18 protein-coding genes are annotated in these 22966 nt (G+C 62.9%); 11 read left to right on the top strand and 7 right to left on the bottom strand.

The genetic code is table 11. The features are described 5' to 3' along the window. Positions 1 to 287 precede the first annotated feature (287 nt). The 7 genes from NJU76_RS01225 to NJU76_RS01200 all read left to right on the top strand — a co-directional run bounded on the left by NJU76_RS01225 (position 288) and on the right by NJU76_RS01200 (position 7586). Positions 288 to 1058, top strand: a complete 771-nt coding sequence (locus NJU76_RS01225) for an SCO family protein (RefSeq protein ID WP_254530996.1) — start codon at positions 288 to 290, stop codon at positions 1056 to 1058. A 2-nt stretch (positions 1059 to 1060) separates the two neighbouring features. After that, complete coding sequence (locus NJU76_RS01220; RefSeq protein WP_254530995.1) at positions 1061 to 1678, top strand: TlpA disulfide reductase family protein; 618 nt, start codon at positions 1061 to 1063, stop codon at positions 1676 to 1678. 1 nt (position 1679) lies between these two features. After that, the gene (locus tag NJU76_RS01215) at positions 1680 to 2354 is read left to right on the top strand and encodes a cytochrome c biogenesis CcdA family protein (protein ID WP_254530994.1); all 675 of its coding nucleotides are present in this window, start codon (positions 1680 to 1682) and stop codon (positions 2352 to 2354) included. Between the two features lie 140 nt (positions 2355 to 2494). Then, positions 2495 to 2626 (top strand): hypothetical protein, encoded by a 132-nt coding sequence (locus NJU76_RS26485; protein ID WP_256566120.1) that lies wholly within the window; start codon positions 2495 to 2497, stop codon positions 2624 to 2626. 86 nt (positions 2627 to 2712) lie between these two features. Next, positions 2713 to 3135, top strand: coding sequence for a universal stress protein (locus tag NJU76_RS01210; protein WP_254530993.1), 423 nt, complete (start codon positions 2713 to 2715; stop codon positions 3133 to 3135). A gap of 269 nt (positions 3136 to 3404) precedes the next feature. After that, a complete protein-coding gene (locus NJU76_RS01205) occupies positions 3405 to 6611 on the top strand; it encodes a bacterio-opsin activator domain-containing protein (RefSeq protein WP_254530992.1) in 3207 nt (1068 codons plus the stop codon). A gap of 240 nt (positions 6612 to 6851) precedes the next feature. Next, positions 6852 to 7586: a helix-turn-helix domain-containing protein gene (locus NJU76_RS01200; protein ID WP_254530991.1), complete on the top strand. Its 735-nt coding sequence runs from the start codon at positions 6852 to 6854 to the stop codon at positions 7584 to 7586. A gap of 358 nt (positions 7587 to 7944) precedes the next feature. On the opposite strand, the gene NJU76_RS01195 is transcribed toward NJU76_RS01200, so the two are convergent. Then, positions 7945 to 8124, bottom strand: a complete 180-nt coding sequence (locus NJU76_RS01195) for a DUF5786 family protein (protein ID WP_254530990.1) — start codon at positions 8122 to 8124, stop codon at positions 7945 to 7947. Between the two features lie 626 nt (positions 8125 to 8750). Between NJU76_RS01195 and glmS the strand changes: the two genes are divergently transcribed. Beyond that, positions 8751 to 10562 carry a glutamine--fructose-6-phosphate transaminase (isomerizing) gene (glmS, locus tag NJU76_RS01190; protein ID WP_254530989.1) on the top strand — a complete coding sequence of 604 codons (1812 nt, stop codon included), beginning with the start codon at positions 8751 to 8753 and terminating at the stop codon, positions 10560 to 10562. A 526-nt stretch (positions 10563 to 11088) separates the two neighbouring features. Here glmS and glmU read toward each other — a convergent pair. Continuing rightward, the gene (gene glmU / locus NJU76_RS01185) at positions 11089 to 12270 is read right to left on the bottom strand and encodes a bifunctional sugar-1-phosphate nucleotidylyltransferase/acetyltransferase (protein ID WP_254530988.1); all 1182 of its coding nucleotides are present in this window, start codon (positions 12268 to 12270) and stop codon (positions 11089 to 11091) included. Between the two features lie 332 nt (positions 12271 to 12602). On the opposite strand from glmU, the gene NJU76_RS01180 reads away from it, so the two are divergent. After that, a complete protein-coding gene (locus tag NJU76_RS01180) occupies positions 12603 to 12809 on the top strand; it encodes a DUF7563 family protein (RefSeq protein ID WP_254530987.1) in 207 nt (68 codons plus the stop codon). An 89-nt stretch (positions 12810 to 12898) separates the two neighbouring features. On the opposite strand, the gene glmM is transcribed toward NJU76_RS01180, so the two are convergent. Further along, positions 12899 to 14245, bottom strand: a complete 1347-nt coding sequence (gene glmM / locus NJU76_RS01175; RefSeq protein ID WP_254530986.1) for a phosphoglucosamine mutase — start codon at positions 14243 to 14245, stop codon at positions 12899 to 12901. 380 nt (positions 14246 to 14625) lie between these two features. On the opposite strand from glmM, the gene NJU76_RS01170 reads away from it, so the two are divergent. Further along, positions 14626 to 14931 (top strand): MarR family transcriptional regulator, encoded by a 306-nt coding sequence (locus NJU76_RS01170; protein WP_254530985.1) that lies wholly within the window; start codon positions 14626 to 14628, stop codon positions 14929 to 14931. A gap of 27 nt (positions 14932 to 14958) precedes the next feature. Here NJU76_RS01170 and NJU76_RS01165 read toward each other — a convergent pair whose 3' ends face one another. Together NJU76_RS01165 and NJU76_RS01160 are read right to left on the bottom strand one after the other, a co-directional pair. Next, positions 14959 to 15969: a lipid II:glycine glycyltransferase FemX gene (locus NJU76_RS01165; protein ID WP_254530984.1), complete on the bottom strand. Its 1011-nt coding sequence runs from the start codon at positions 15967 to 15969 to the stop codon at positions 14959 to 14961. Continuing rightward, complete coding sequence (locus NJU76_RS01160) at positions 15966 to 17594, bottom strand: alkaline phosphatase family protein (protein WP_254530983.1); 1629 nt, start codon at positions 17592 to 17594, stop codon at positions 15966 to 15968. Before NJU76_RS01160 ends, NJU76_RS01165 begins: the two co-directional genes overlap by 4 nt. Positions 17595 to 17853: 259 nt before the next feature. Between NJU76_RS01160 and NJU76_RS01155 the strand changes: the two genes are divergently transcribed. Further along, entirely contained in the window at positions 17854 to 18978 is a 1125-nt protein-coding gene (locus NJU76_RS01155; RefSeq protein WP_254530982.1) for a DegT/DnrJ/EryC1/StrS family aminotransferase, read from the top strand. Positions 18979 to 19125: 147 nt separating this feature from the next. Here the strand turns inward: NJU76_RS01155 and NJU76_RS01150 are convergent, their stop codons facing one another. Together NJU76_RS01150 and NJU76_RS01145 are read right to left on the bottom strand one after the other, a co-directional pair. Further along, positions 19126 to 20883 (bottom strand): ATP-binding protein, encoded by a 1758-nt coding sequence (locus tag NJU76_RS01150; RefSeq protein ID WP_254530981.1) that lies wholly within the window; start codon positions 20881 to 20883, stop codon positions 19126 to 19128. A gap of 138 nt (positions 20884 to 21021) precedes the next feature. Next, a complete protein-coding gene (locus NJU76_RS01145; RefSeq protein WP_254530980.1) occupies positions 21022 to 22938 on the bottom strand; it encodes a DEAD/DEAH box helicase in 1917 nt (638 codons plus the stop codon). Between the last annotated feature and the right edge of the window lie 28 nt (positions 22939 to 22966).

Genomic DNA, 22966 nt, shown 5'->3' with positions numbered 1-22966 from the left:
AGAAAGGGGCGACAAAACGCCTGTTGGTTCGTCGGTCGAAGATTCGTCTCGACCGGTTCGCCGACACGGGTCACGATTCAGGTCGATACGTCGAACCAGCTACCGGGAAAAACGTCGACCGTCTCGAGTCGGTTCGGGCGAACTGTGACGTCCGGACCGTTCCGTATGGATCGGGCTCTGCCGGGACAGGTGTCGGGACGGCGACCAGTCGGAATCGAAGCGACGATTGGATCCGCTTCGTGAACTGAACCAACGAACATTTGATTGGGCGTTCCCACGAATGATGTATGGATCGGCGGACATACCTCGGCTCGCTCGGTATCGTTGGGATGACGAGTATAGCCGGTTGCCTCGGCATAACTGACAACAGCGATACCGGCGGGAAAAATTCGAATACCGTTCTCAGCCCGCCGGACGGAAAGCGAGGCGATCCCTCGTACGATCCCTCGTATCCGAGCTACGGCGAGGAGTTCCCCTCGTTCTCGATTCAGGACCCGCTCGCGGGTGAAGCGGTCTCGCTCGAGGAGTTCGTCGGTGAGCGCGCGTTCCTCATGACGTACATCTATACGTCCTGTCCCGATGGCGCGTGTCCGATGCTTTTGCAGTATCTGCGCCAAGTACAGGAGGACGCCGCGAAAAACGGCTACGCAGACGACGTCGCTCTGCTCGCCATGTCGTTCGATCCCGAACGCGATACCGCCGATGCGCTCCAGACCTTCGGCGGACAGGTCGGGGTCGACTACGAGGCGGAGAACTTTCACTTTCTCCGACCGGAGAGCTACGAGACCGCCAAAACGCTCATGCGAGATACCTTCGGTGTGCCGCTCGAGAAGACGGACGAAATGCCGGACGGAAACGGATCGACTAACCAAAGCCAGAACGAATCGATGGACCACGACCACGGCGAATACATGTTCACGCACACGTCCATCGTCGAACTCGTCAACGACCGCGGAATCGTCGAGCGCGCGTATCCAAGAGCAAACATACAGCGCGAGGCCGTCAATACGAATGTCGTCGTCGAAGATACGAGGACGGTCGTCGGGGTGAACGAATAGCGATGCGCCGACGTGACGTACTGGCTGGACTCGGCAGTGCGGGCGTCCTCGTCGGTGGCGGTGCAGTTGCAGCGTTCGGCGTCCCGTCAGGTGATCTATTCGGTACCGACAACGCCGACACGACCGGCGGATCCGGCGGGCCCGACGGGTCCGACGAGTCGTCGGGACTCATCGGAAGACAGTACGATCCCTACGAGATCGAAACGGTCGACGCCGCGGGGAGCGAGGCTGGCACCGCCCGCGTCCCGACACCGGGACGCCCGACGTTCGTCGACTTTTTCGCGACGTGGTGTTCCCCCTGTGTCGAGCAGATGGACGCGCTCGCGGAGGCACACGCCCGAGTCGGCGACGACGTCGTCTTTCTCTCCGTGACGAACGAACCGGTCGGCGAGTCGGTAAGCAGGGCGGAACTCACCGCGTGGTGGGAAGAAAACGACGGAAACTGGACTGTCGGCCTCGATCCGGCCGCCGAACTCACGTCCAGATACTGGGGGACACCCTATCCGTCCGCCGTGGCGATCGACGCCTCGGGGCGCGTCCGCTGGAAGGAATCGGGTATCAAAACGGCGGACGAACTCGTCGCCGGAATCGAACGCGCCGGAGAGAGCGGAGGCGAGTAGGATGGTCGGCGCGGCAGTCACCACCTCGCTCGTCTTCGGGTTGACGTCCGGGATCGCGACGTTCTTCTCCCCGTGTGCGTACCCGCTGCTGCCGGGGTACGTTGGGTTTTACGTGAGCCAGACCGACGGTGAGCGCGCATCGCTCGGGGGGGCACTGAGTCGGGGACTGGTCGCCGGTGCCGGCGTCCTGGTCACGTTCACTGTGCTTCTGGGAGCAACGGTCGCAGTCGGGTATTCCACGCTCTCGTCGGTTACCCTATTCGAGGTGATCGCTGGCGTCGTCCTGATCGCTTTCGGCCTGCTGGTCGTCACCGATCGTGCCCCGTCGCTTTCCGTCCCGCTCCCGAAACGGCGCTCGAGCGTGATCGGCTTCGCGGTCTTCGGCGCGGGCTACGCGCTGGCCGCCGCGGGATGCGTGGCGCCGTTGTTCTTCGGCATCGTTGGCCGTGCGCTCTCGGTCTCGACCACCTCGGCGGGAGTCCTTCTCGGGACGTACGTCGGTAGCCTCGTGGCCCTCATGGTTTCGCTTACCGTCGCGACCGGAATGGGACTCGTCGCGAGTGCAGGACGGTTTTCGGCCTACGCTGCTCCGCTCAAGCGTCTCGCGGGTGCCGTCATGATCGTGGCCGGCGTCGGCCAACTGTATCTCGCTATCGTCGTTCTGGACGTGCTCTGAACCGGACGTTCTCTCGAGTGCATGGCGACCGAGCGAACCCCCGATACCGGGCGCGTTCGCCCCTTCGAATACGATCGATTCGTCTTAATCCAAACTGTGGAAGAGGTATCTTTATCCGGAAACGCACGTAGATTCATACGATGAACTGGCACCGCTGTCCGAACTGCCTCGAGAAGGCGGGGACGGAAATCGAACGATCAGTGATCAAGGCCGGATTGAAGAGGCGGTTCGAGTGCCAGAACTGCCTGTACATGTGGGAGGTCGTGTTTTAGGACCGCGAGTCGCCGCTCGACGATACGAGGCAGGCAACGGCAGGTCAGGGATGTATGGGTTCGTCTCACGAACCAGAAGGCGAACGATGTATCAGGATTTGTTGCTCGCAACGGACGGCAGTGACCCCGCTCGTCGAGCGACCGAACACGCGGTGGAACTCGCGTCCCAGCTCGACGCGACCCTGCACGTGCTATCGGTCTCGGAAGAGGGGCCGCAGGCTGAATCAAAGCAGGACAGGCTTCGGAACGAGCCGGACGCCGAGGCTGAGACGGCTGCCGAAGCGGCCGAAGAGGAGGCACGGAGCGCGGACGTCGAGACCACGACGGCGATCCGCCACGGCGTCCCCCAGGAACAGGTCGTCGAGTTCGCCGAGACGAACCCGGTCGATATGATCGTCGTCGGGACGGCGGGCAGATCCGGTCTCGATCACCTGATCTCGGGTAGCGTCGCCGAGGAAATCGTCCGAAACGCGCCGGTCCCGGTAGTCACAGTTCGCGAACAGTCGTAGCAATCTCCGTCACCGGTGGCTCGTAATGTTGTGCTACCCGTGGATACGCCACCGCTACTTAAGTCGACCGGCTGCAATTCGGCCGCTATCGTGGTACTGTCCCCCAGTCCCGCTTCGCACGGAACCCGGTTTCTCGGCCTCGAACTCGTATGTAGTCGTACCGACTGGGTTCACTGTTGGATCGAAGCGACTGGTGCAGCCGATGGTCTCACCCCGCCTCAGGGCGTCCGTCTCGCGATCAGAATCGCTCGATCGGAGGTGGCCGGCCAGTGAGTGACGGTCGTTCGACGGTCGTCGGTGACGTCCCATGTGTGCTGGTCGTGGGCGAGTCGGACTCGGCCGATGCCATCATGGATTCCCTCTCTGCTGCAGTGTCTAACGTGTCTCTGATACGAGAACGTACCATCGAGGATGCTCTCGAGCGACTCGACGATCATGACGTTCACTGTCTGGTCTGTCCCTACGTCTCGCCGGGCGACCGATCGGCTCCGTCCGACTCACCGCTCGAGCGGATCGTGGATCGAACGGACGAGCGGCCGATCATCGCCGTGACCGACCGGCGGGACGTCGAGGCGGCGCTCGACGCCGGGGCGAGCGACGTCGTCGGCCACGATACGTCCGCGACGGTCCTGACGGCTCGAGTCACGAACGCAGCCGAGTGTGAACGATATAGACTCGCCACATCGGGCGCTGACCGGCGACGTCGGGCAATCCTCGAGAGCGCAGCGGCGGTCGTCTGGGTCCTCGACGCTGACGGAGCGGTCGAGTACGCGAGTCCAGCGGTCGAAGCGCAGATGGGATACACGCCGGCCGAACTCGAGCGAACCTCGATCACCAGGATCGTCCATCCGGACGATCGAGCGTCACTCCGCGACACACTCGCGTCCGTCGCGGAAGCCCCGGTCGGAACGACCGAGCGCGTCAGCCCTCGACTGGGCCACGCAGACGGCACCTGGCACGTCTCGGAGCTCTCCTGTACGAATCGGCTTGCGGATCCGACCGTCGAGGGACTCGTCGTCACGCGGACGGGTGCGATGAGCGCGGATTCGGCCGCCCGCGGCGATGTCCGGGCGGCACTGGATCGGCTCGCCGACGGGGTGGTCGCACTCGGTCCACGCGGGGAGATTCGATACGCCAACGACGCAGCGGTTCAGTTGCTCGCCGACTCCGCTGACCTGTCGAGCGACGAGGTTTCGAGCGGGACGGTCGTCTGGGAACTCATGCCGGACGATCTCGGCGGCCCGCTCTCCGATCGGATCCGCGAGGCTCGGACGACGGACTCGGTCGTCGCGTTCGAAACGACCGTTCCGTCGCTCGAGCGCCGCCTCACGATCTCCATTCATCCAGGCGAAGATGGCGTCACAGTCTACCTGAGCGGGCGGCCGGTCGCTGCCACCGTCTCGACGGAGCGGGATCGCCTCACCCTCTTGGAGTCGGTCGTCGATGCGCTGCACGACGGTGTCGCCGTCCTCGATGGCTCGACGATTCGGCTGGCGAACCCAGCGCTCGCGGCACTCGCCGGGACGGACGAACTCGTCGGTCGCACGCTCGAGGCGCTGTTCGCCGACGATCTCGCGACGGCCGTTCGAGAGCGTTCACGGTCGCCGGTCGTCAGGTGGATGGGGCCGGTCACGGGTGAACTCGCGACCGAGACTCACCGGCCGGTCGACGTGTTCGTCGCGCCGCTTCCCGATCCGGACCAAACGTTGTGCGTGGTTCGTGACAGACGGGGATCGCCGGGCGCGGCGCTACCCATCCTCCGCCGAACCGCTGTGACCCTCCGCGAAGCCACCACGCCGTCGGACGTTCGGTCGACCGTCGTCGACGCCGTCCGCGAGACCCTCGACGCCGACATCGCGGCCTGGTATCTCCCCCTCGACGACGGCCTTCGTCCGGCGGCGGTCGCCGTGGCGGACCGGGTTACGTCGGACGACTGGGGGCCGGTCGAACCGCCGTCGATCGAACCGGACGGGACGCCGCTTTCCGCCTGTCTCGAAGACGGCACGCCGACCGTGTTCGAGGCGACGGCGCTCGAGGAACTCCTCGCGCGGACCGGACTGCGCGCCGAACGGGTGCTCGCCGTTCCGGTCGACCGCCGCGGCGTCGTCATCGCTACTAGCACGGACCCGATGGCCTTCGACGGCCTCGATTTCGATCATCTCGAGACGTTGTCGGAAACCGCCGTCGTTGCGCTCGAGGGCGTCGACCACGCCGCCGATCTCCGGGCGTGTCGACACGCTCGGTCTCGGCTCGAGACTATCGCCGAGCAGACGGATCGGCTCCAAGATGCCGAACGCTCGATTCTGGATGCCGACGCTCGGGAGGCGGTCGAGCGGCGACTCTGCGATGCGGTCCGCTCGCTGACACCGCTCGAATCGACGGGTGAGATCGAACTCGCCTGGGTCGGCCGCGTCGACGAGGGTCGCGAGACGGTCGTGCCAGCGACCTGGTCCGGCCGCGGCGGTGAGTTTCTCGAGTCGACCGCGTTTCCGCTGGATCGACAGACCGCTGGACCGACGGGCATCGCAGCGATAACCCGGGAACCGGCCGATATCGAGGATCTCGAAGCCAGCGGCCCGAGCGACGCCGACGAGGTGCGACCGTGGCGACAACGTCCCCTCGAGCGCGGGTTTCGGTCTGTGTTGAGCGTCCCGCTCACCTCGGGCGAATTTCGGTACGGGACGCTCACCGCGTACGCGGATTTGCCCGCAGCGTTCGACGACCGTACTCGGCGCGCCTGCGAGCACCTCGCGGCGGTCGCCGGGAGCGCGATCGGGGCGATCGAAACCAGGCGCGCGCTTCTCGCCAACCGCATCACGGAACTCGAGGTCGTGATGCGCACCGATGCGGAGCCGCTTTCTTCGATCGCCCATCGGGTCGGTGACCGGATCGACGTCCGGGCCGTCATTCCACGCTCGTCTGGCGGTTCGACGGTGTTCTGTGCCGTCTCGGGGCTCGATTCGGACGCCACGCTCGAGTCGGTCCGATCGACGGCTGCGGTCGAGACGGCCTCGGTCGTCGGCACCGGTAACGGTGATACGGTTCTCGAGATTGCCGTGACGGAGCCGACCGTCGCGCGGACGATCGCGGACCACGGTGGCGTTCTCGAGTCGCTCACGCCGGTCGACGACCGCACCAGGCTCGTGATCGAACTGGGGGAGCCGATCGCCGTCCGGCCATTCGTTCAGGCGCTCGAGCGAACGTATTCCGGCACGCACCTCGTCGCACGCCGGGAACGGGACAGACCGACACGAACGACACGTCCGTTCGACCAACTGAGCGACCGCCTGTCGGAGCGACAGCGGCGGACGCTCGAAGCGGCGTATCACAGCGGGTTCTTCGAGTGGCCCCGCGAGCACACCGGCGAAGAGGTCGCCGAGTCGCTTGGAATCTCGCAGCCGACGTTCAGCCGGCATCTTCGGCTTGCTCAGCGGAAATTGTTCGCGCTGCTGTTCGAGGACGCCAGGGAGAAGTGAGTTGCGACACCGTCTGTAGAAGGCCTTTACTTTCGAATTTCGCCGGGAAATAAGATATTTCTCCGTATTGAGAGAATTTCACGAGATCTGAACGATGAATACGTATTTATATCACTGTACGCGACGGTTCCGTATCTAGCGGCCACCATCATCTTTTCGGGTCCTAATGAGCCATTCAATGAGTGCGCTCGAGGTAAGAAGCTATTACGGCGGTCGGGCACCCGCACCGCGGGTGGTCGAATGAGCATTGACTTCGCCGATACTGAGGAAATGGGCGATGCCGTAACCGACGTCGACGCCGACGGTGATCGAACGAAAATTCGGTCGGAGGCTGACGGCGGGATTGTCGCTCAACTCCGCCTCGACCACCCGAACCTGTTCCTGCGCCCGACACTCGGACGAACGCGAGACGTCACCGTCGAACCCGAGTACTGGACTTCCGTCGAATCAGATCGGACGCTCGTCTTCGTCACCGTCTACGGAACAAACTTCGAGCGGTTCGAGACCGTCCTCGAGACGGATTCGACAGTCACCGATCCGGTCCTCGTCGATCGCTACCCCGACAGACGAGTCTATCGAGTCACACTGGCCGACCGTGCGGTCACGTTCATTGCCGCGACCGCCGAGGTCGGGGGTCGTTTGCTCGGACTCTCGAGTTCCCGCGACGGCTGGCTGGTTCAGCTTCGGTTCCCGGATCGGGAACGGCTCGTGGCGTTCAACGACTACTGTCGTGACCATGATATCTCGGTCACGGTCGATCACCTTCGCGTGTCGGATGACCGGGACGACGGCGTCGTCGCTCTGACCGACAAGCAACAGGAACTGCTGGCCGTCGCACACGAGGAAGGCTATTTCGACGTTCCACGCGGCATCTCTCAGGACGAACTCGCGGATCGACTCGACGTCTCGAAGTCGGCAATCTCCCAGCGACTGCGGCGAGCGATCGGCGAACTCTGCGGTGCAACCCTCTCCTGACCGAGACGTGCGGTGGTTCGACACGCGGACCGATGGTTTCGAGCGACTACGGAGGCGGGCACACGGAGAGTTCGAACGATTGTCCACGCAGGTACGGGGACAATCCCTGGAGAGTCCGGACGAGCTCTCGTCGCGCACGAGCGCCCCGTGGAGTGGCCAGATACGGCTTCTCGTCTGATTCTGAGACTGGTTCGATCGAGACTTCTCTCCGACTCGGATCGAATCTACCGGAGCAATCGGTTCGGTGACCGTCTCGAGGCGGCATCGACCGGGGCCGACCCGGCACGGCCCATTGTCGCGTCGGTGGAGGGGAATTCGAAGCAGACTGAATTCGAGCCGCTGTCAGTGTACGCCCTGATTATTCGTCGTCGTCGTCTTTCATGGAGCCGAGCTGGGACACCAGTTCGTCCGTTGAGACATCGGACTCGAACGACATCTCTCCCTGATGGTCGTTTTGGTGGACGTTAACGGCGTCTACGTCCTCGTCGTCGGTCGTTTGCTCTTGTTGCTCAGATTCGTCGTAGCTACCAAAACCCATACTGGCGAGTGCCAGACCCACTGCAAAAGGTGTGGCGATTCATTTCGTTTCGAGCACTCACCTTCGACCCTACCCTGGGGCGTCATAGCGGATGGAGCTTGCGCAGGGAGCAGCCGACGGCTCGGTCGCGACGGAGTGTCCCACCCTCGACTGCCGATGACAGTTTTCACTCCCTAACTCCCACGAGATGGGCGTTGCGTCCCGTTCGTCGCTCCGTACTCGAGAGGAACACACTGTTCGTTCACCGTACTTTTCCATCGGTCCCGATGGTCCACGAAAAGAGGCTCCGAAAGCACTACCAACCGTCGATTCGCTTTCCGAGGCCGGCCTCCCGATTCGGAGCCGGTCGTCGTCGACTAGAAACACAGCCAAACGCTACCGGTGAAGTACACGAAGACTACGGGGGCCAGTAGCCCGTCTATAGTAATGGGTTCGGGAGGTTTGAACTCCTCTCATGGTTGCGTACCGTTCGGCGGTTCGAACAATCGCCATTGACAGGCAGAACACCACGTCATCTCTACCATCACATTCGGAGAGCGGTCGAGTCGTTGCAGCGTCGGCGGGAACCGACGCGACGGAAGAGTTACACCAGCATTCCCGACGGACCCACAGGCGGTGATCTGATCATGTGTGGGATCATCGGGCGTGTGGGCGACGGTAACGCTCTCGAGTCCCTCTTGACCGGGCTCGAGAACCTCGAATATCGGGGGTACGATTCGGCCGGTATCGCAGTCCAGAACGGCTCCGGCATCAACGTACAGAAACGCTCCGGAAAGGTGGAGGAGTTGAAAGAATCGATCGGCGAACCGCTCAGGGGGGAAGTCGGGATCGGACACACCCGCTGGAGCACCCATGGACCGCCGACCGACGCGAACGCACACCCGCATACCGACGAAAGCGAGGACGTCGCGGTAGTTCACAACGGGATCATCGAGAACTACGCTGCGCTCAGGGAGCGGCTGGTGGCGAACGGCTACGCGTTCTCGAGCGAGACGGACACCGAAGTCATCCCGCATCTCATCCAGTACTACCTCGACGCGGGGCTCGACAGCGAGACGGCGTTCCGACAGGCGATCGACGAACTCGAGGGGAACTACGCTATCACCGCGATGGTGTCGGGCGAACACGTCCTCTATGCGGCTCGACAGGGCTCCCCGCTCGTGGTCGGGATCGAAGACGGCGAGTACTTCCTCGCAAGCGACGTTCCGGCCTTCCTCGAGTACACCGACAGCGTGGTCTACCTCGAAGATGGCGACGTCGTCGTCGTCGACGAAGACGGCGTCGAGTTCACGGACCTCGACGGGAATCCGATCACGCGCACGTCGGAGACGGTCGACTGGGACCCCGAGCAGGCTGGCAAAGGTGCCTACGACCACTTCATGCTCAAGGAGATCACAGAGCAACCGACGTCGCTGGCACAGGCGATCGAAGGTCGAATCGACCCCACGAACAGCCGGATCGCGCTCTCCGATTTCGAACCAGGGACCTTCGAGGAAATTGACACTGTTCAGTTCGTCGCCTGCGGGACGTCCTATCACGCCGCGCTGTACGGCTCGCTGATACTAAACCAGGCCGGTGTGCGGTCGACCGCGCTGTTGGCGAACGAGTACAGCGTTTCGGCCCCGCCGACCGACGACGACACGCTAGTGATCGCCGTCACCCAGAGCGGTGAGACGGCAGACACCTTGAGTGCCCTTCGCCAGGCGACGGCCGAGGGTGCGCGGACGCTGACGGTGACGAACGTCGTCGGATCGACGGCCGCTCGCGAAGCCGACGACGCCCTCTTCATTCGGGCAGGCCCCGAGATCGGCGTCGCAGCAACGAAGACGTTTTCCTCGCAGGCCGTCATCCTCACGCTGCTTGGCCAGCGCATCGCCAGCGATCGCCAGGGAGAACCGCCGGCTGACCTCGAGTCGCTTCTGCCGGAGCTCGCGTCGATGCCCGGTGCGATCGACGACGTGCTCGACGACTCGGACGCCGCAGCGATCGCCGAACGCTACGAGGACAGCCAGGCGTACTTCTTCATCGGACGCGGCCTCGGGTACCCCGTGGCACTCGAGGGAGCACTAAAATTCAAGGAGATCACGTACGAGCACGCCGAAGGATTCGCCTCTGGCGAACTCAAACACGGTCCGCTGGCACTGGTCACACCCGCGACGCCGGTCTTCGCGATCTTCACTGGTGAGGAGGACGAAAAGACCCTGAAAAACGCGGAGGAGGCTCAGACACGCGGTGCGCCCGTCGTTGCGGTCTGTCCGGCCGACCACCCAGCGGTCGAGGTCGCAGACGAGCACCTCGAGATTGCCGACACCGACCCGGACCTCGCGGGGCTGCTCGCGAACGTCCAGCTTCAGCTCGTCTCCTATCACGCTGCCGACCTCCTCGATCGACCGATCGACAAACCTCGAAATCTCGCGAAGAGCGTCACAGTCGAATAACCGGCCATTCTACCGGTTCCTCACGGTGTCGATAATTGGACGGGGCCGTTTCCGTTCCGGCTTCGGATCTCGCTCGAGGAGCCGTTCCCGTTCTGGCACTCCCCGAGGATTTCCTCGGGGGGGTAAATCCACGGACCCACTCACGTCGCCGCAAACGATCGGTCGAGAATTGACCCCCGTCGATCCGTGAGAGACACACTCCGCTCTTCGATTGGGAAGACGACTCGGATACCTGTCGGACTCCGCCTTGAGTAAGGGTCTCGAGGCCGCAGGACGAGAGACCACCCCCGTAATCTCAGGTCCACACGGCATCGGTAAAGAGCGACCCGTACTCGAACGATGTCGAAATCGAACGTGGAGGGTTACTGTAGCGATCGAGGCCCCGGTTACGGTGTGTCCGGATCGTGAGTATCGACCGACACCCTCCAGTTAGGCTAGGGGTTCGCCGGTGTATAAAGGGACTACCTGATAGCTACGGCCGGTGCGCTCGGCTAATCGAGTCTCGAACGGGCGACGGACCGAACGATCACCGGTCTCGTTCGACCGTTTCGCCGGATGTGGTGGTTACGCCGGATGTAAGTTTCAGTCCGGGTGTCAGACTCGTATTGATACCGGTCTTGACGCCATCACCGGCGACGACGCCGAATTTCCGGCGTCCAGTCGAGATTCGATCACCGTTGACCGTGAATTTGATATCGCGGTCGTCGTGGCGCAGGTTCGCCACGTTGGTCCCCGCACCGACGTTGACGTTCCGCCCGAGGACGCTGTCGCCGATGTACGAGAGATGGCTGACCGACGTCCCGCGCGAAATGACGCTGTTTTTTACCTCGACGCTGTTTCCGATCGAGACGTCCGGGCCGATCATCGTCGCCCCGCGAACGTAGGCGTTCGGTCCGACGGTCGCCCCCGTACGGATCAGCGCCGGACCCTCGATTACGACGCCCGGCTTCACCGTCGCCCCTTCCTCGACGACCACGGTGCCCTCGAGGTGGGCCGCGTCACTGACCGAACCATCGATTCGGCGGTCGATCTCGGTGAGTTTCCACTCGTTCGCTTCGAGCAACTCCCAGGGTCGGCCGACGTCCAGCCACCGTTCGAGGGTCACTGGTGTGACGGCGTAGTTCTCGATGACGCGCGCGAGGACGTCCGTGATCTCGTGTTCGCCTCGTTCGCTTTCGGGCACCTCGAGCCACTCAGCGGCGGCCTGGGGGAACGCGTATGCGCCGGCGTTTGCGAGATTTGACGGAGGAGAATCAGGCTTCTCGACGATGTCGGTGACGGTACCGTCGGTCGTGCTCAGGACGCCGTAGTGTTGGGGGGCGTCTACCTCGGCGGCACAGACCGCGGGACACCGCGCGAACAGGTGCCCGATCGCGGCTGGATCGTACAGATTGTCGCCGTTTAACACCACAAACGGACCGTCAATGTGTTCACGGGCGGTGCTGACGGCGTCGGCCGTTCCTGCCTGCTCCGTCTGGACGGCGTAGGACACCGGGATGGAGCGATACTCGCGGCCGAAGTACTCTCGGACCGTCTCGCCTTTGTACCCGACGACGAGGACGATTTCGTCGGCACCGGCGTCGATAGCTGCGTCGACCGTATGTGCAGCGAGGGGCCGATCAGCGACAGGGAGCATCGGTTTGGGCCGTGATGCAGAGAGGGGTCTGATCCGGGTCCCCTCACCTGCTGTAAGAACGATCGCGATCATCGCATCGATGTACCTCGATCCGGTGGATAATTATACGGCTGTTACACTGTCCCGTCTCGCGGCCGAGAGAGCCAGGAGCCGTGCGCACGTCACCAACCGATCCTCGAATCCGGCTTGTAGGTGTTTCCCTACTGTTATTATTGCTCGTCTATCGGTGCTAAATACTTGATTACTCGACCGAAATATCGTATTTCTCACGGATGAGCTACTGATACTCTCGATATCCGAACAGTCTCTCTTACAGGTGCCAAACGGGCGAAATACGGGACTACTATCCGCGATTCCGATTATGCGGTCTATAGTAAATACCGTAGTATGGTTATGAAATGATGATGTCGACGGACCCATCCGCGAACTGGACGCCAATGACGTCCGGCCAGCAAACGACCGCCCCCCGATGTGTCAACTGCGGCAACCAAGTGACCCGACAGTTTGCCCGCGTTTTCGGTGACAACCGTGACGTCGTCCATGCCTGCCCTGACTGCGCAACGTACCGTGAGATGAAGACGTCCGATTTCATCCCCGAAGAGCGAAGATAACCGTCCCATCACCTGCCGTCTCGAATACGTTCCCACCGTCCAGTTTTTCTCCGACCGATCGGACGCTATCCAACTTCGCAAGCGTTGATTTATCCGTCCGAGTTCGATCCCTCAGATTTCGCTGCGTGGCTCTCGGTTATCACCGTCTGCGCATCTTCGAACAGCGCATCGGCGTCGGATTCCGAACGCGCTTCTGCCGTCACTCGGATCAGCGGTTGCGTTCCGCTCGCGCGAAGCAAGAACCAGCCGTCGGCGGTTTCGATCCGGACGCCGTCGAGCGTGTCGATCTCGTCGTATCGCTCGGTCACCCTGTCCTCGATCTCGGCCATCACCGCAGCTTTGTCTTCGACCTCGACCGACGTTCGTCGGATCGGATACCTGTCGATCTCTGCGACGAGGTCGGAGAGCGGTCCTCGGCTCGCGACGAGTTCGACCAGTTTGCAGGCCGCGAGCGGTCCGTCCGGACACAACGTCTCCTCGGGCCAGATCCAGGCACCGCTGGGTTCGCCGCCGAAGACGACGTCGGCTTCCGTCGTCCGCGCTGCGACGTACACGTCGCCGACCTGCGTCCTGGTTACCGACGCGCCGACGTCTGCGAGCGCGTCGTCGACGGCGAGGCTCGTATCGACGGGTGCGGCGACCCGATCACCGTTACCCGCTGCCTCTCGAGCGAACAGAGCGAGCAACGCGTCTTTCGGGACGAACGTCCCTGACTCGTCGACGGCCAGCATGCGATCGGCGTCGCCGTCGTGACCGATCCCGAGTTCGGCGTTCGTCTGCTCGACGAGCGTCGATAGCGTTTCGAGGGTCTCCGCCGTCGGCTCGCTCGGCCGTCCGGGGAACGAACCGTCCTCCTGCCCGTTGAGTGTCCGAACTCGACAGCCCAGGTCGTCGAGAACTGATGCCGTCACCCCACCGGCACCGTTTCCGACGTCAACGATGACGCTAGGCGAACGCTCGAGGGAGACCGACTTCCGGAGCGTCTTTACGTGACTCTCTCGAACGCCGTCGCGACGATGGCGACTCCCGACACCGTTCCAGGCGGCAAGTTCGTACTCGTCCTGCCTCACACGTCGCTCAATCGCCTCGCGCTGTGCTGAACCGAACGCTTTCCCCGACGGGTTCCAGAGTTTGATCCCGTTGTCCGTTTCCGGGTTGTGCGACGCCGTCACTACGACCCCCGCATCGGCTTTGAGGCGAGCGACCGCACGGGCAATCGTCGGTGTCGATTCGACCCCGACCGTGAGCACGTCGGAGCCACATTCGCACAGTCCCGCCACGATTGCATCGACGAGCATCGATCCGCTTTCGCGGACGTCCCGACCGATGACGACCCGGTCGTACCCCTCCGAACCGACTGCGCGTCCAACGGCGAGTGCCAACTCCGCGGTCACCTCGTCACCGATCCGACCTCGAATCCCACTGGTTCCAAACATATGCCTCAATGAGGGTAGCTATCGCCTTACTATGCACGGATTAACACCGTAACGGCGGACGAACTTCGACTCTCGTCTCTCGGCAAGCAGACGGCCTCATAGCACGTTCAGCCGCCGTTCTCGCTCCGGCCACCGAGCGCTCAAACTCCGTTGAACGGCTGTTAGTTCCTCCCTGTATTTTTGAACTGTCGGTGCGGTATATGTGTTCCACGCCGGTAATTTTGACCGAAAATGAAATCGCTACGGCTCGCTGTAGACGACCGATTTCCGGGAACAGACACGACTGTGACTCCGCCGACTATCGCGATACGTCACGGCGGACCGAGAACGCGAACGCTGCAATTCGAACGCGCTTCCGAGGAACGATCGAGATGGCATCCATGAGCGCAACCGAATCGGAGACCGAGGTCGACGAGGCCGCAGAGACCAGCGAACACAGTCGCGATCGCACCCCTCGCCAGACCGACGGTGTCCCTGACGAACTCCCACCGAGTGCGAAACTCGTCTACAAGGTCCTCGAGTACGAGGAACCGCTGACCCAAGCAGGCATCGTGGCCGAATCCCGGCTCTGCCCACGAACCGTCCGCTACGCGCTCGGCAAACTCGAGGACAGGGAGCTGGTCACGAGCAGAGCCTGCCTCGAGGACGCTCGAAAATCGAGATACCGAATTTCCGAAACAGAATAAGAAGCGCTCGGGGGAGCACACTCCGTGCTATCGATATTTCTTGTACTGATCGACCAGCAAATTGATCCCGAACGTCCCCGCCGTGATTTCGTAGTGTGTCTCGAGGCGTGGATTGAACTTCGCCTTGTACCGGTTGATGCTCGGGACGCCGGCTCCGACGAGGTCGTACTCGCCGATCCCGTTCCGTAGTCCGTCGCGCATGACGTTCCAGTCGAGCAGATCGTTGATCGCGAGGTCGACGTCGGCGTCCGGCTTGACGCCGCCCTGCCACCGGTACCGCATCCGATCGGATTCGAGGACGAGGATGCCTCCCAGCAACTCGCCGTCGGCCCGACAGACGTACGGTTGAAGAGAACCGTCGGGAAGCTGTTCGTGGAGAGAGCACGCGAAGTCGGAACTCAATTGGAACGCTTGCCCCTGATTCTCGTACCGTTGGCGGACTTGATCGACGATGCGTTCAACGTCGTCCGTGTCGCCAACCGTGATGTCGTACTCGTCATCGTCCGCGTTTCGAATGTTTCTCCGCGCGTCGCTGCTGAATCGTTTCAGTAGATCGTCCTCGCTTCCCTCGAGATCGACGATGTACGTGTGGCCGGGCTTGACGTCGTACTCGCTCCAGACGAACGGGCGGATGTCGTCGAACTCCGCAGTGACGAACTTGCTGTACAGCGGTGAAATTTCCTCGTCGATCCACTCGAGACAGCCATCGAGGAACCGTTTGGTCCGCCTGTCGGCCTTTCGCTGTTTGAGTTTGTCGACGTTCAACAGGGACGGACCGAGGTAGCTCGCCCACGAGTAGGGTGCCGGAGAAAACGCGCCGCTGATCGGCCCTTTCCTGTACTCGAAGACGGGAAAGATGCCGACCGGCTCCTGCCCTTTGAACCCGGCCAGTAAGTGCAGTTTCGTCCCGGTGTCCTCGGCCTGTAATCGGAGCGCCTCGGCTCGGAAAAAGGGATTCGATCCGTCGGATCGTTCGACGTAGCGGTTCCACTCCTCGGCATCGGTGTCTGGATCGAGGACGCGTATCTCGACGCTCATAGGTAGCCAAGATCGGAAAGTCTGTCTTCGACCGCTCCATCGTCGGTCGCCGTGATCGGTGCCGGATCGTAGGCCGGATACGATTGCTCCTCGCCCCCATCGATCACTGGGAGCGGGTCGCCGTCCATCGCCGCATCGATCGGAACGTCGAACAGCGAACAGATCGTCGGTGCAACGTCGAGGATCGTCGCACCCTCGAGCCTGACCGCGTCTTCGAACGCCGGTCCGGTGGCCGCAACGACGCCGGTTCGCTTGTGGTTCCATGGCTCCATCGGCTCGCCGAATTGTGCCTTGCCCAGGTCGGCGGAGATCGCGTTGTCGAATTCCGCTGGAACCGTCACGATGTCGGGTCCCTTGTCGACGTGTGGCCCCTCGAAATACGCCTCACGGGGTTCGACAGCGTCGAACATCGCCTCCCCATCCGGCGTCCGTACCTCCGATAGCGCGTCGATTATGTCCCCGCGAGCGGTTTCGTACGCCGACTCGGGAACCTGCCCGTTCGGTTCGCGCCCCTCGAGGTTGATGCGGACGCCGAGTTCGCTCTTCGAACGGAGGAACGCACGCGACTTCGGAAAGTCCACCTGTTCGCTTGCCGCCCGCTGTACGTCGTTTGGAACTCGCTTGCCGATCGGTTCTTTCAGTCCGACGCGGTCGAGCGCGTTCGCGACGCGCTGCGTCGTGATTCCGACTTTCGCCGCGAGGTTCATCACTCGCTCGAGTGGACTTGGCTCGTGCGCTCCGGCTTCGGCCCCTTCGAGCAGGTCGTTCTCCCAGGCTTTCGACCAGTTCGGCATTCCCTCACCGCCGCTTTGAGCAGTGACGTATCCAGCGTCACGAAGAAATTCGTTGACGCGGAACTCGGTCCCCGTTACGGTTCCCATTCCGTGATCGCTGACGACGAGGACGTTCTCGGGATCGGCTTTCTGAAGCGTCTCGTCCAGTTGTCGGTCCACTTCCCGGTACACCGCTTCGATCGCGTCCCTGTCGCCCGGTCGCTCGTGAAACGCCGAGTCGGTCTGCTGGAACTGGAGGAATCCGAAGTCCGGATCGATCCGTCGACAGAGATATCGAAACGCCGTCCCCCGCAGTTCGATCGTCCGTTCGTACCCCTCGATCGACCGGTCCGATACCGGACCGCTCTGAGGGTAGAGCCAGTACTCACCGCCGCAAGCCATCTTGACGTCCTCGAGTATCCCGGCCGGGTGACAGTCCGGGTCCTCGGGGGCTGTCAGCCCCGGAATCAGGGCACCGTCGAATTCTCGAGCGGGATGCGTCACCGGGACGTTAACGATGACGCTCGAGAATCCGTGGTCGCTCAGTAGCTCCCAGATCGGTCGCGCTCTGACGTGGGTCGCGTTGACGACGTCCCAGTCGTACCCATCGAACGTGAGAAAGTCGTAGACGCCGTGCTTTCCCGGGTTCTTCCCGGTGTACAGCGACGGCCAGGCGCTCGCGGTCCACGGTGGAATCTGGGACTCGAGCGGCCCCGACGTCCCGGTATCGAACAGTCGCCGAAGGGTCGGGAGTTCGCCCGACTCGAACAGCGGCTCGAGTATCGGCCGACAGCCTGCATCGAGTCCCACGACGAGCAGACGAAGGTTTTCTTCGTCGGTCGAACCTGCCATAGACGCGGTATTCGTCCGCCCGTGCTTTGTTATGCAAGTGCTGGCCGTCTATAGGCTCGTACTGTAGACTGTAAGGTCGATATTGTGGCACAGGCCGTGTCGTCGCCGGCGACTGTAAGTATCGATTGCAAAATCACCACGAACGGTACTGACTGTATCACTAAGGGGTCGGTCGTTTCTGTATTATGTCGATGGGTGCTGTGACCGCTACCGTTACGACGATGATCACCGTATCGTTATCCGAATTACAGTTACACGTATGATCAGTGCTACCCCCTCCGTGTTCGATGCTTCACTCACGCGGTCGGGGGACGTCGGAATCGACTCGTTCGTCGACGAACACGCCCCGACTGTCGACTATACGTACTACGGCGCCGGGAAAGTCGCGCTCCGAGACGGCATGGCAAATCTCGTCGAGCCCGGTCAAAACGTTCTCGTTCCAGCCTATCTCTCTCCGGCGGTCGTCGAACCGTTTCGCGACCTCGGTCTCGAGACGCGATTCTACGCGATCGAGGAAACGTTCGCACCCGACTTCGCCGACCTCGAATCTCGAATGGACGCCGACACCGTCGCCATCATGTCGGTCAACTACTTCGGCTTTCCACAGCCCGGTCTCGAGACGATTTCATCGCTGACCGACGAGTACGACTGCTATCACATCGACGATAACGCACACGCGCCGCTCAGCGTCGCCGACGGGACCTTGCTCGGGACGACCGGTGATCTCGGGATAACGACGCTGCGAAAACTCCTCCCGGTTCCCGACGGAGCGATCCTGTACCGCACAGCCGATTCGGTTCGCGAGGCGTTCGAACCGTCGTCGCTCGCCGGCCCGTCGAACTGGGTCGCCGCGACCGACTGCCTGTTCGTGGCCACCTCTGTCGCCGAAACGGTTCTCGGGTCGAGTCGATCGCTCCACCGATCGGTCGAAACGCTATTGGCCGACAGTGACTGTGACCCGTCGAGCGTCGATCCCGAAGCCCGATACGAGGCGACTAAAGTCCCGATGTCGAAGATTTCCAAGGCAGTCACCGACACCGCGGATCCCGCGGCGATCCGAACGGCCCGACGGGAAAACTACCGAGCCTGGAAACGTGTCCTGACCACTCGTGACGACGTTGCTGTCGTCTACGAACGGCTTCCGGAGGGGATCAGTCCGTACGAATTTCCCGTCCGAGCCGACGAACCGGAGGCGTTTCAGGCGGAACTCGAGGACTGCGGCGTCGTCGGGGCCCACAACTGGCCGATACTCCGCAGATCGGTTTACGAAAACGATGCGTACGCGACCTCGAACCTGCTCTCGGAAGAAATGATCGTACTCCCGGTCCACCAGGGGATCGACGCGTCGGCGATCGAGGCCGTCGGCGATCGACTGCGACGCTGAGTGCGCCTCGGCGTTTCGGCCGTGCAACGTTCGCTTTGGCTCCTCGCTGGCATCAGGTCCGCGTCGCCGTTTCAGTAGTGCCGAGTCGTCTCCGCCACAGCACCGAGTCCCCGTCGACTCCCCGAGGAATTTCGATACGGACGGTCTTCACTCAGCCGTCGCAGTCTCGGCCAGCGCGATGCGAACCTCGTCGCTCAACGCGTACGTCCGTTCGCCGGTTCGCTCGAGCATTCCTTCCGTCCGGAGTTCCGACAGGAGACTCTGTACCGCAACCGCCGACCGGTCGACCCGATCGGCAACCGGCCCGGTCTCGAGCGCCCCGTCGCGTGCGAACACGCCGAGGATCTCCTCGGCGGTCTCGATCGAACACTGAGAGCCCTCGCACGCGCGTTCTACCCGGTTTCGGATCGCGGAAACCTCGAGCAAATCTGTGAGTTCGCGTTCTTCGTCGGCGACGACGAACGCAGCGTCATCGGCCGTGGCCGCCTCCTCGGCATCGTCTGATGACGCATTCGAGTCCGCGTCAACCGGCGTGTATCCGTACTCGTGGGCTTCGCCGCCGGCCTGAACGATCGGCGACGAAGCGTCCCCGTCGCTCGCTTCGCCTTCGTCGCTCGTCCCATTTTCGTCGCTCGCCGCGTACGGCCGCTCGCGCTCGAGTTCGCGGACGACGTTGCGCAATTGATCGTTTTCGGACCGGATTCGCTTCAATTTCGCCGTCCGAGCGGCGAGTTCGTCCTCGAGACGGTCGATCCGGTCGTCACTGGTGTCGAGTTTCTCCCGTAACTCGTCGCGTTCGGCCTCGAGTTCGGCGATCTCTTCGTGCAGACGACGGAGGTCCTCGCTACCGCCGGGCAGTTGCGACTGGACCGTCTCCGTGTTCTGCAGGGCGTCGGCCATCTGTTTGGCCGCACTCGAAACGTCCCGCGCCGAGGATAACTCGTCTTCGAGGGTCTCGATTCGCTTCTCTTTCTTGTCAAGTTCGTTCTCGAGTTCGTGGATCCGGTCCTGTTCCCGGTCCTTGCGTTCGGAAATCTCCTGGAGGTCGCCGACCAGGGCGTCGGAGACGGATTTGAGTTCGGGCCGTTCGAAGTCCTCGAGACCGGGTGTCGCACCGGCGTCGAAGGTCCGCTTCCGACGGAACTGGATCTTGCGGACGTCGACCTCCGTCCAGTCGGTCTGGACGAATGCCTGGCCGTCGTCGAGATCAGCCACCAGTTCCGAGTACTCTGTGTCGATGATCCGGCCGACGACCTTGGTATCGTTGTCCCAGGTCAGCCGGTGCCAGACGAGCCAGTTCGCCTGGGTGATGAAATCTTTCTTGACGTCGGCCGGCCGCTGGCTGATTCCAAGAATTCCGAGGCCGTGTTTGCGCCCCCGTTTGCTGATCTTGATCAGCAGGTTGCCCGTCTCGCCGACGCCGCCGCCCTCCGGAATGTATTCGTGAACCTCCTCGACGACCAGCAGGAACGGCTTCTTGAGCTTCTTCTCCTTGACGAACAGCTGGCGGGCCACCTCGCGGAGCAGTTCGTCCGCCACGTCCTCGTCGAGGTACCCCGAGACGTCTAAGATCACTGGCACGTTCTCCTCGAGTGCGATCGTGGCCATCTGTTCGGCGTGTTCGGGTCCGATCTGGATGTCACACTCCTCGTCGGCACCCGCGTGGAGCATCTCGTATTCCTCTTTCAGCCCGTAGTACTCCCCGTCCGTATCGACGATGAGCAGTGGATAGCCCGCCTCGAGTAACTCTTCTGCGATGACCGACGCGGTGTTCGATTTCCCGGAGCCGGACTTCCCGGTGACGAACCCGCGGCCGGTGAGCAGTTCGACCACCGGTAGTTTCAGGTTCGCGCCGTCGGACGTCTCACCGACCAGAATCTGGCGCTGCGTCGGTTCGTCGCTCACCGCCACACCACCTCGAGCGAACGCGGTACGTTCATGCTATCTGTACAGTCCGAATGCGCAACCTTGAATATTGGCCTCGGTTCGGGGTTCGTTCCTCGACGGTCTGTCGGTCCTGTCTCCTCGAACGCCCTCGCAGGATCAGTTCGGGCCTCGCTCGACCGCTTGCTCGCGGATCGTCATCCCCTTGCGCCCGAGGTGCTGGAGCTGTTTCCGAGCGAAGTCCTCTTCGCGCGTCCCTCGCGTCGCGAGGACGTAGACGAGCGCCCCGCCAGCGGGGCGCATCGTCCGACCCGCGCGCTGGGTACCCTGTCGCCGCGAGCCGCCGAGACCCGAGGCAACGATCGCGAGGTCGGCCGTCGGCAGGTCGATCCCCTCGTCGCCGACCCGCGAGATGATCAGCAGGTCGCGCTCGCTGCGCCGAAACTCCTCGAGCAGCCGTCGACGTTCGTGGTGGGGCGTCTCGCCGCTGAGGAAGGGGACCTCGAGTGCCTCGGAGAGATCCCGACCCTGCTCTAGGTAATCGACGAAGACGAGCGCCTTCGAGTCGGGGTGAGCGGACAGTAGGTAGCGAACCTCGTCGATCTTTCCCCGGTTCTTCGCGGCGATCCGGTACTTCTCCCGGCCGTCCGCAGAGCCGTAGGCGTTGGCCTGTTCGTCGTCGTCCCACGGCACGTACCGGATCTCGAGTTCGGGTTCGGCGACGAAGCCTGCGTCGAACAGCGCCTCCCAGTCGGTGCCGATCGGCGGCCCGACGAGCGTGAAAATTTCGGTCTGGCGGTCGTCTTCCCTGATCGGTGATGCGGACAGGCCGAGCCGATGCGTGGACTGCAGGTGCGTGCTCCGACGGTAGACGTCCGACGGGACGTGCTGGCACTCGTCGAAGACGACCAGCCCCCACTCTCGGTCGTCGAACAGCGATCGGTGACGATCCATCCCTGCGATCTGATAGGTAGCGATCGTGACCGGACGAATCTCCTTGCGCCCGCCGTGGTACTGTCCGATCTGGTCGCGCTCGAGCGACGTGTAGTCTCCGATCGCGTCGGCCCACTGCTGAGCGAGATCTCGGCTCGGTACCAGTACCAGTGTCTCGCCCTCGACGCGGGCCATCGCGCCCATCGCGGCGATCGTTTTCCCGCTGCCGGGCGGACCGACGAAGACGCCCTCGCCAGCTTCATCGAAGCGGTCGACCCAGGTCCGCTGATAGTCGCGCAGCCGAACCTGGAGGTCGATCGGTAACTCCTCGCCCGATTCGAGTTCGCGGTGGTCCTGAACCGGATAGCCCGCCTCGTATAGAATGCGCTTGATCGCGGCTTCGGCCCCCTCGCGAACCCAGTCCTCGGTGTCCGATATCGGCGCGTGAACGTGCTCCTCGTCCAGTTTCTGCCGTGCGACGTTCCCCATGATCTCTGGGCTCTGGGCTTCGAGTACGGTGTAGCCCTCCTCGTGTGTCACGAGCCGGAACTGGTGGGCCCGATCCCACTGGCTCTCGACCCAGTCTTCGAGTCCCTCGGAGCGCTGTCCGAGCGCCTGCCGCATCGTCCGCGCGAGCTGGTCGAACGAATCGTGGGGTGTCCCCCAGACGTCGGCCGGTCGAACGACGTAGCGATACCCGTACTCTCCATTGGCGTCCGCAAGGTGAGCGAACTGCGAGAGCTGTGCCCGCGTGAACTGGTCCGGCCGATCGACGACGATCTCCCGCCGTTTCGGAAAGACGATCACCCGCTCGCGATCCGTGAGATCCTCGAGTTCGCTCGGGTACCAGACCACGGGGTCCGCCGAAACAGAGAGCCGTTCGAGGTCGCCCGCGTCCGCGAGCGTTTCGAGCTGGGCGCTGGCTTGCTCGTGGGGAATCTCGAGCGAGCGGGCGACTGCCGCGGCCGTGAGAACGGGCCGTCCCTCTCGCTGGCTGGCGTCGTGAAAGTCGGCGATCGTGAACTCGTTTCCCGCGTCGTTCTCGTCGGCTTCCGCGCCGGAAACGGTCGGCTCCCCATCGGTCGGCTCCGGGATATCGATTCGCCGCTCGTCGGAAGACGTCGAAGAACGTTCGTCGGTCACTGCCGGGTCGTAGCGCCGGTGAGGGTAA

This window comes from Natrinema gelatinilyticum (assembly GCF_024266705.1).
GTDB classification, from domain to species: domain Archaea; phylum Halobacteriota; class Halobacteria; order Halobacteriales; family Natrialbaceae; genus Natrinema; species Natrinema gelatinilyticum.
The sequence above is the reverse complement of the archived record's forward strand: the minus strand, read 5'-3'. Positions and strand labels throughout refer to the sequence as shown.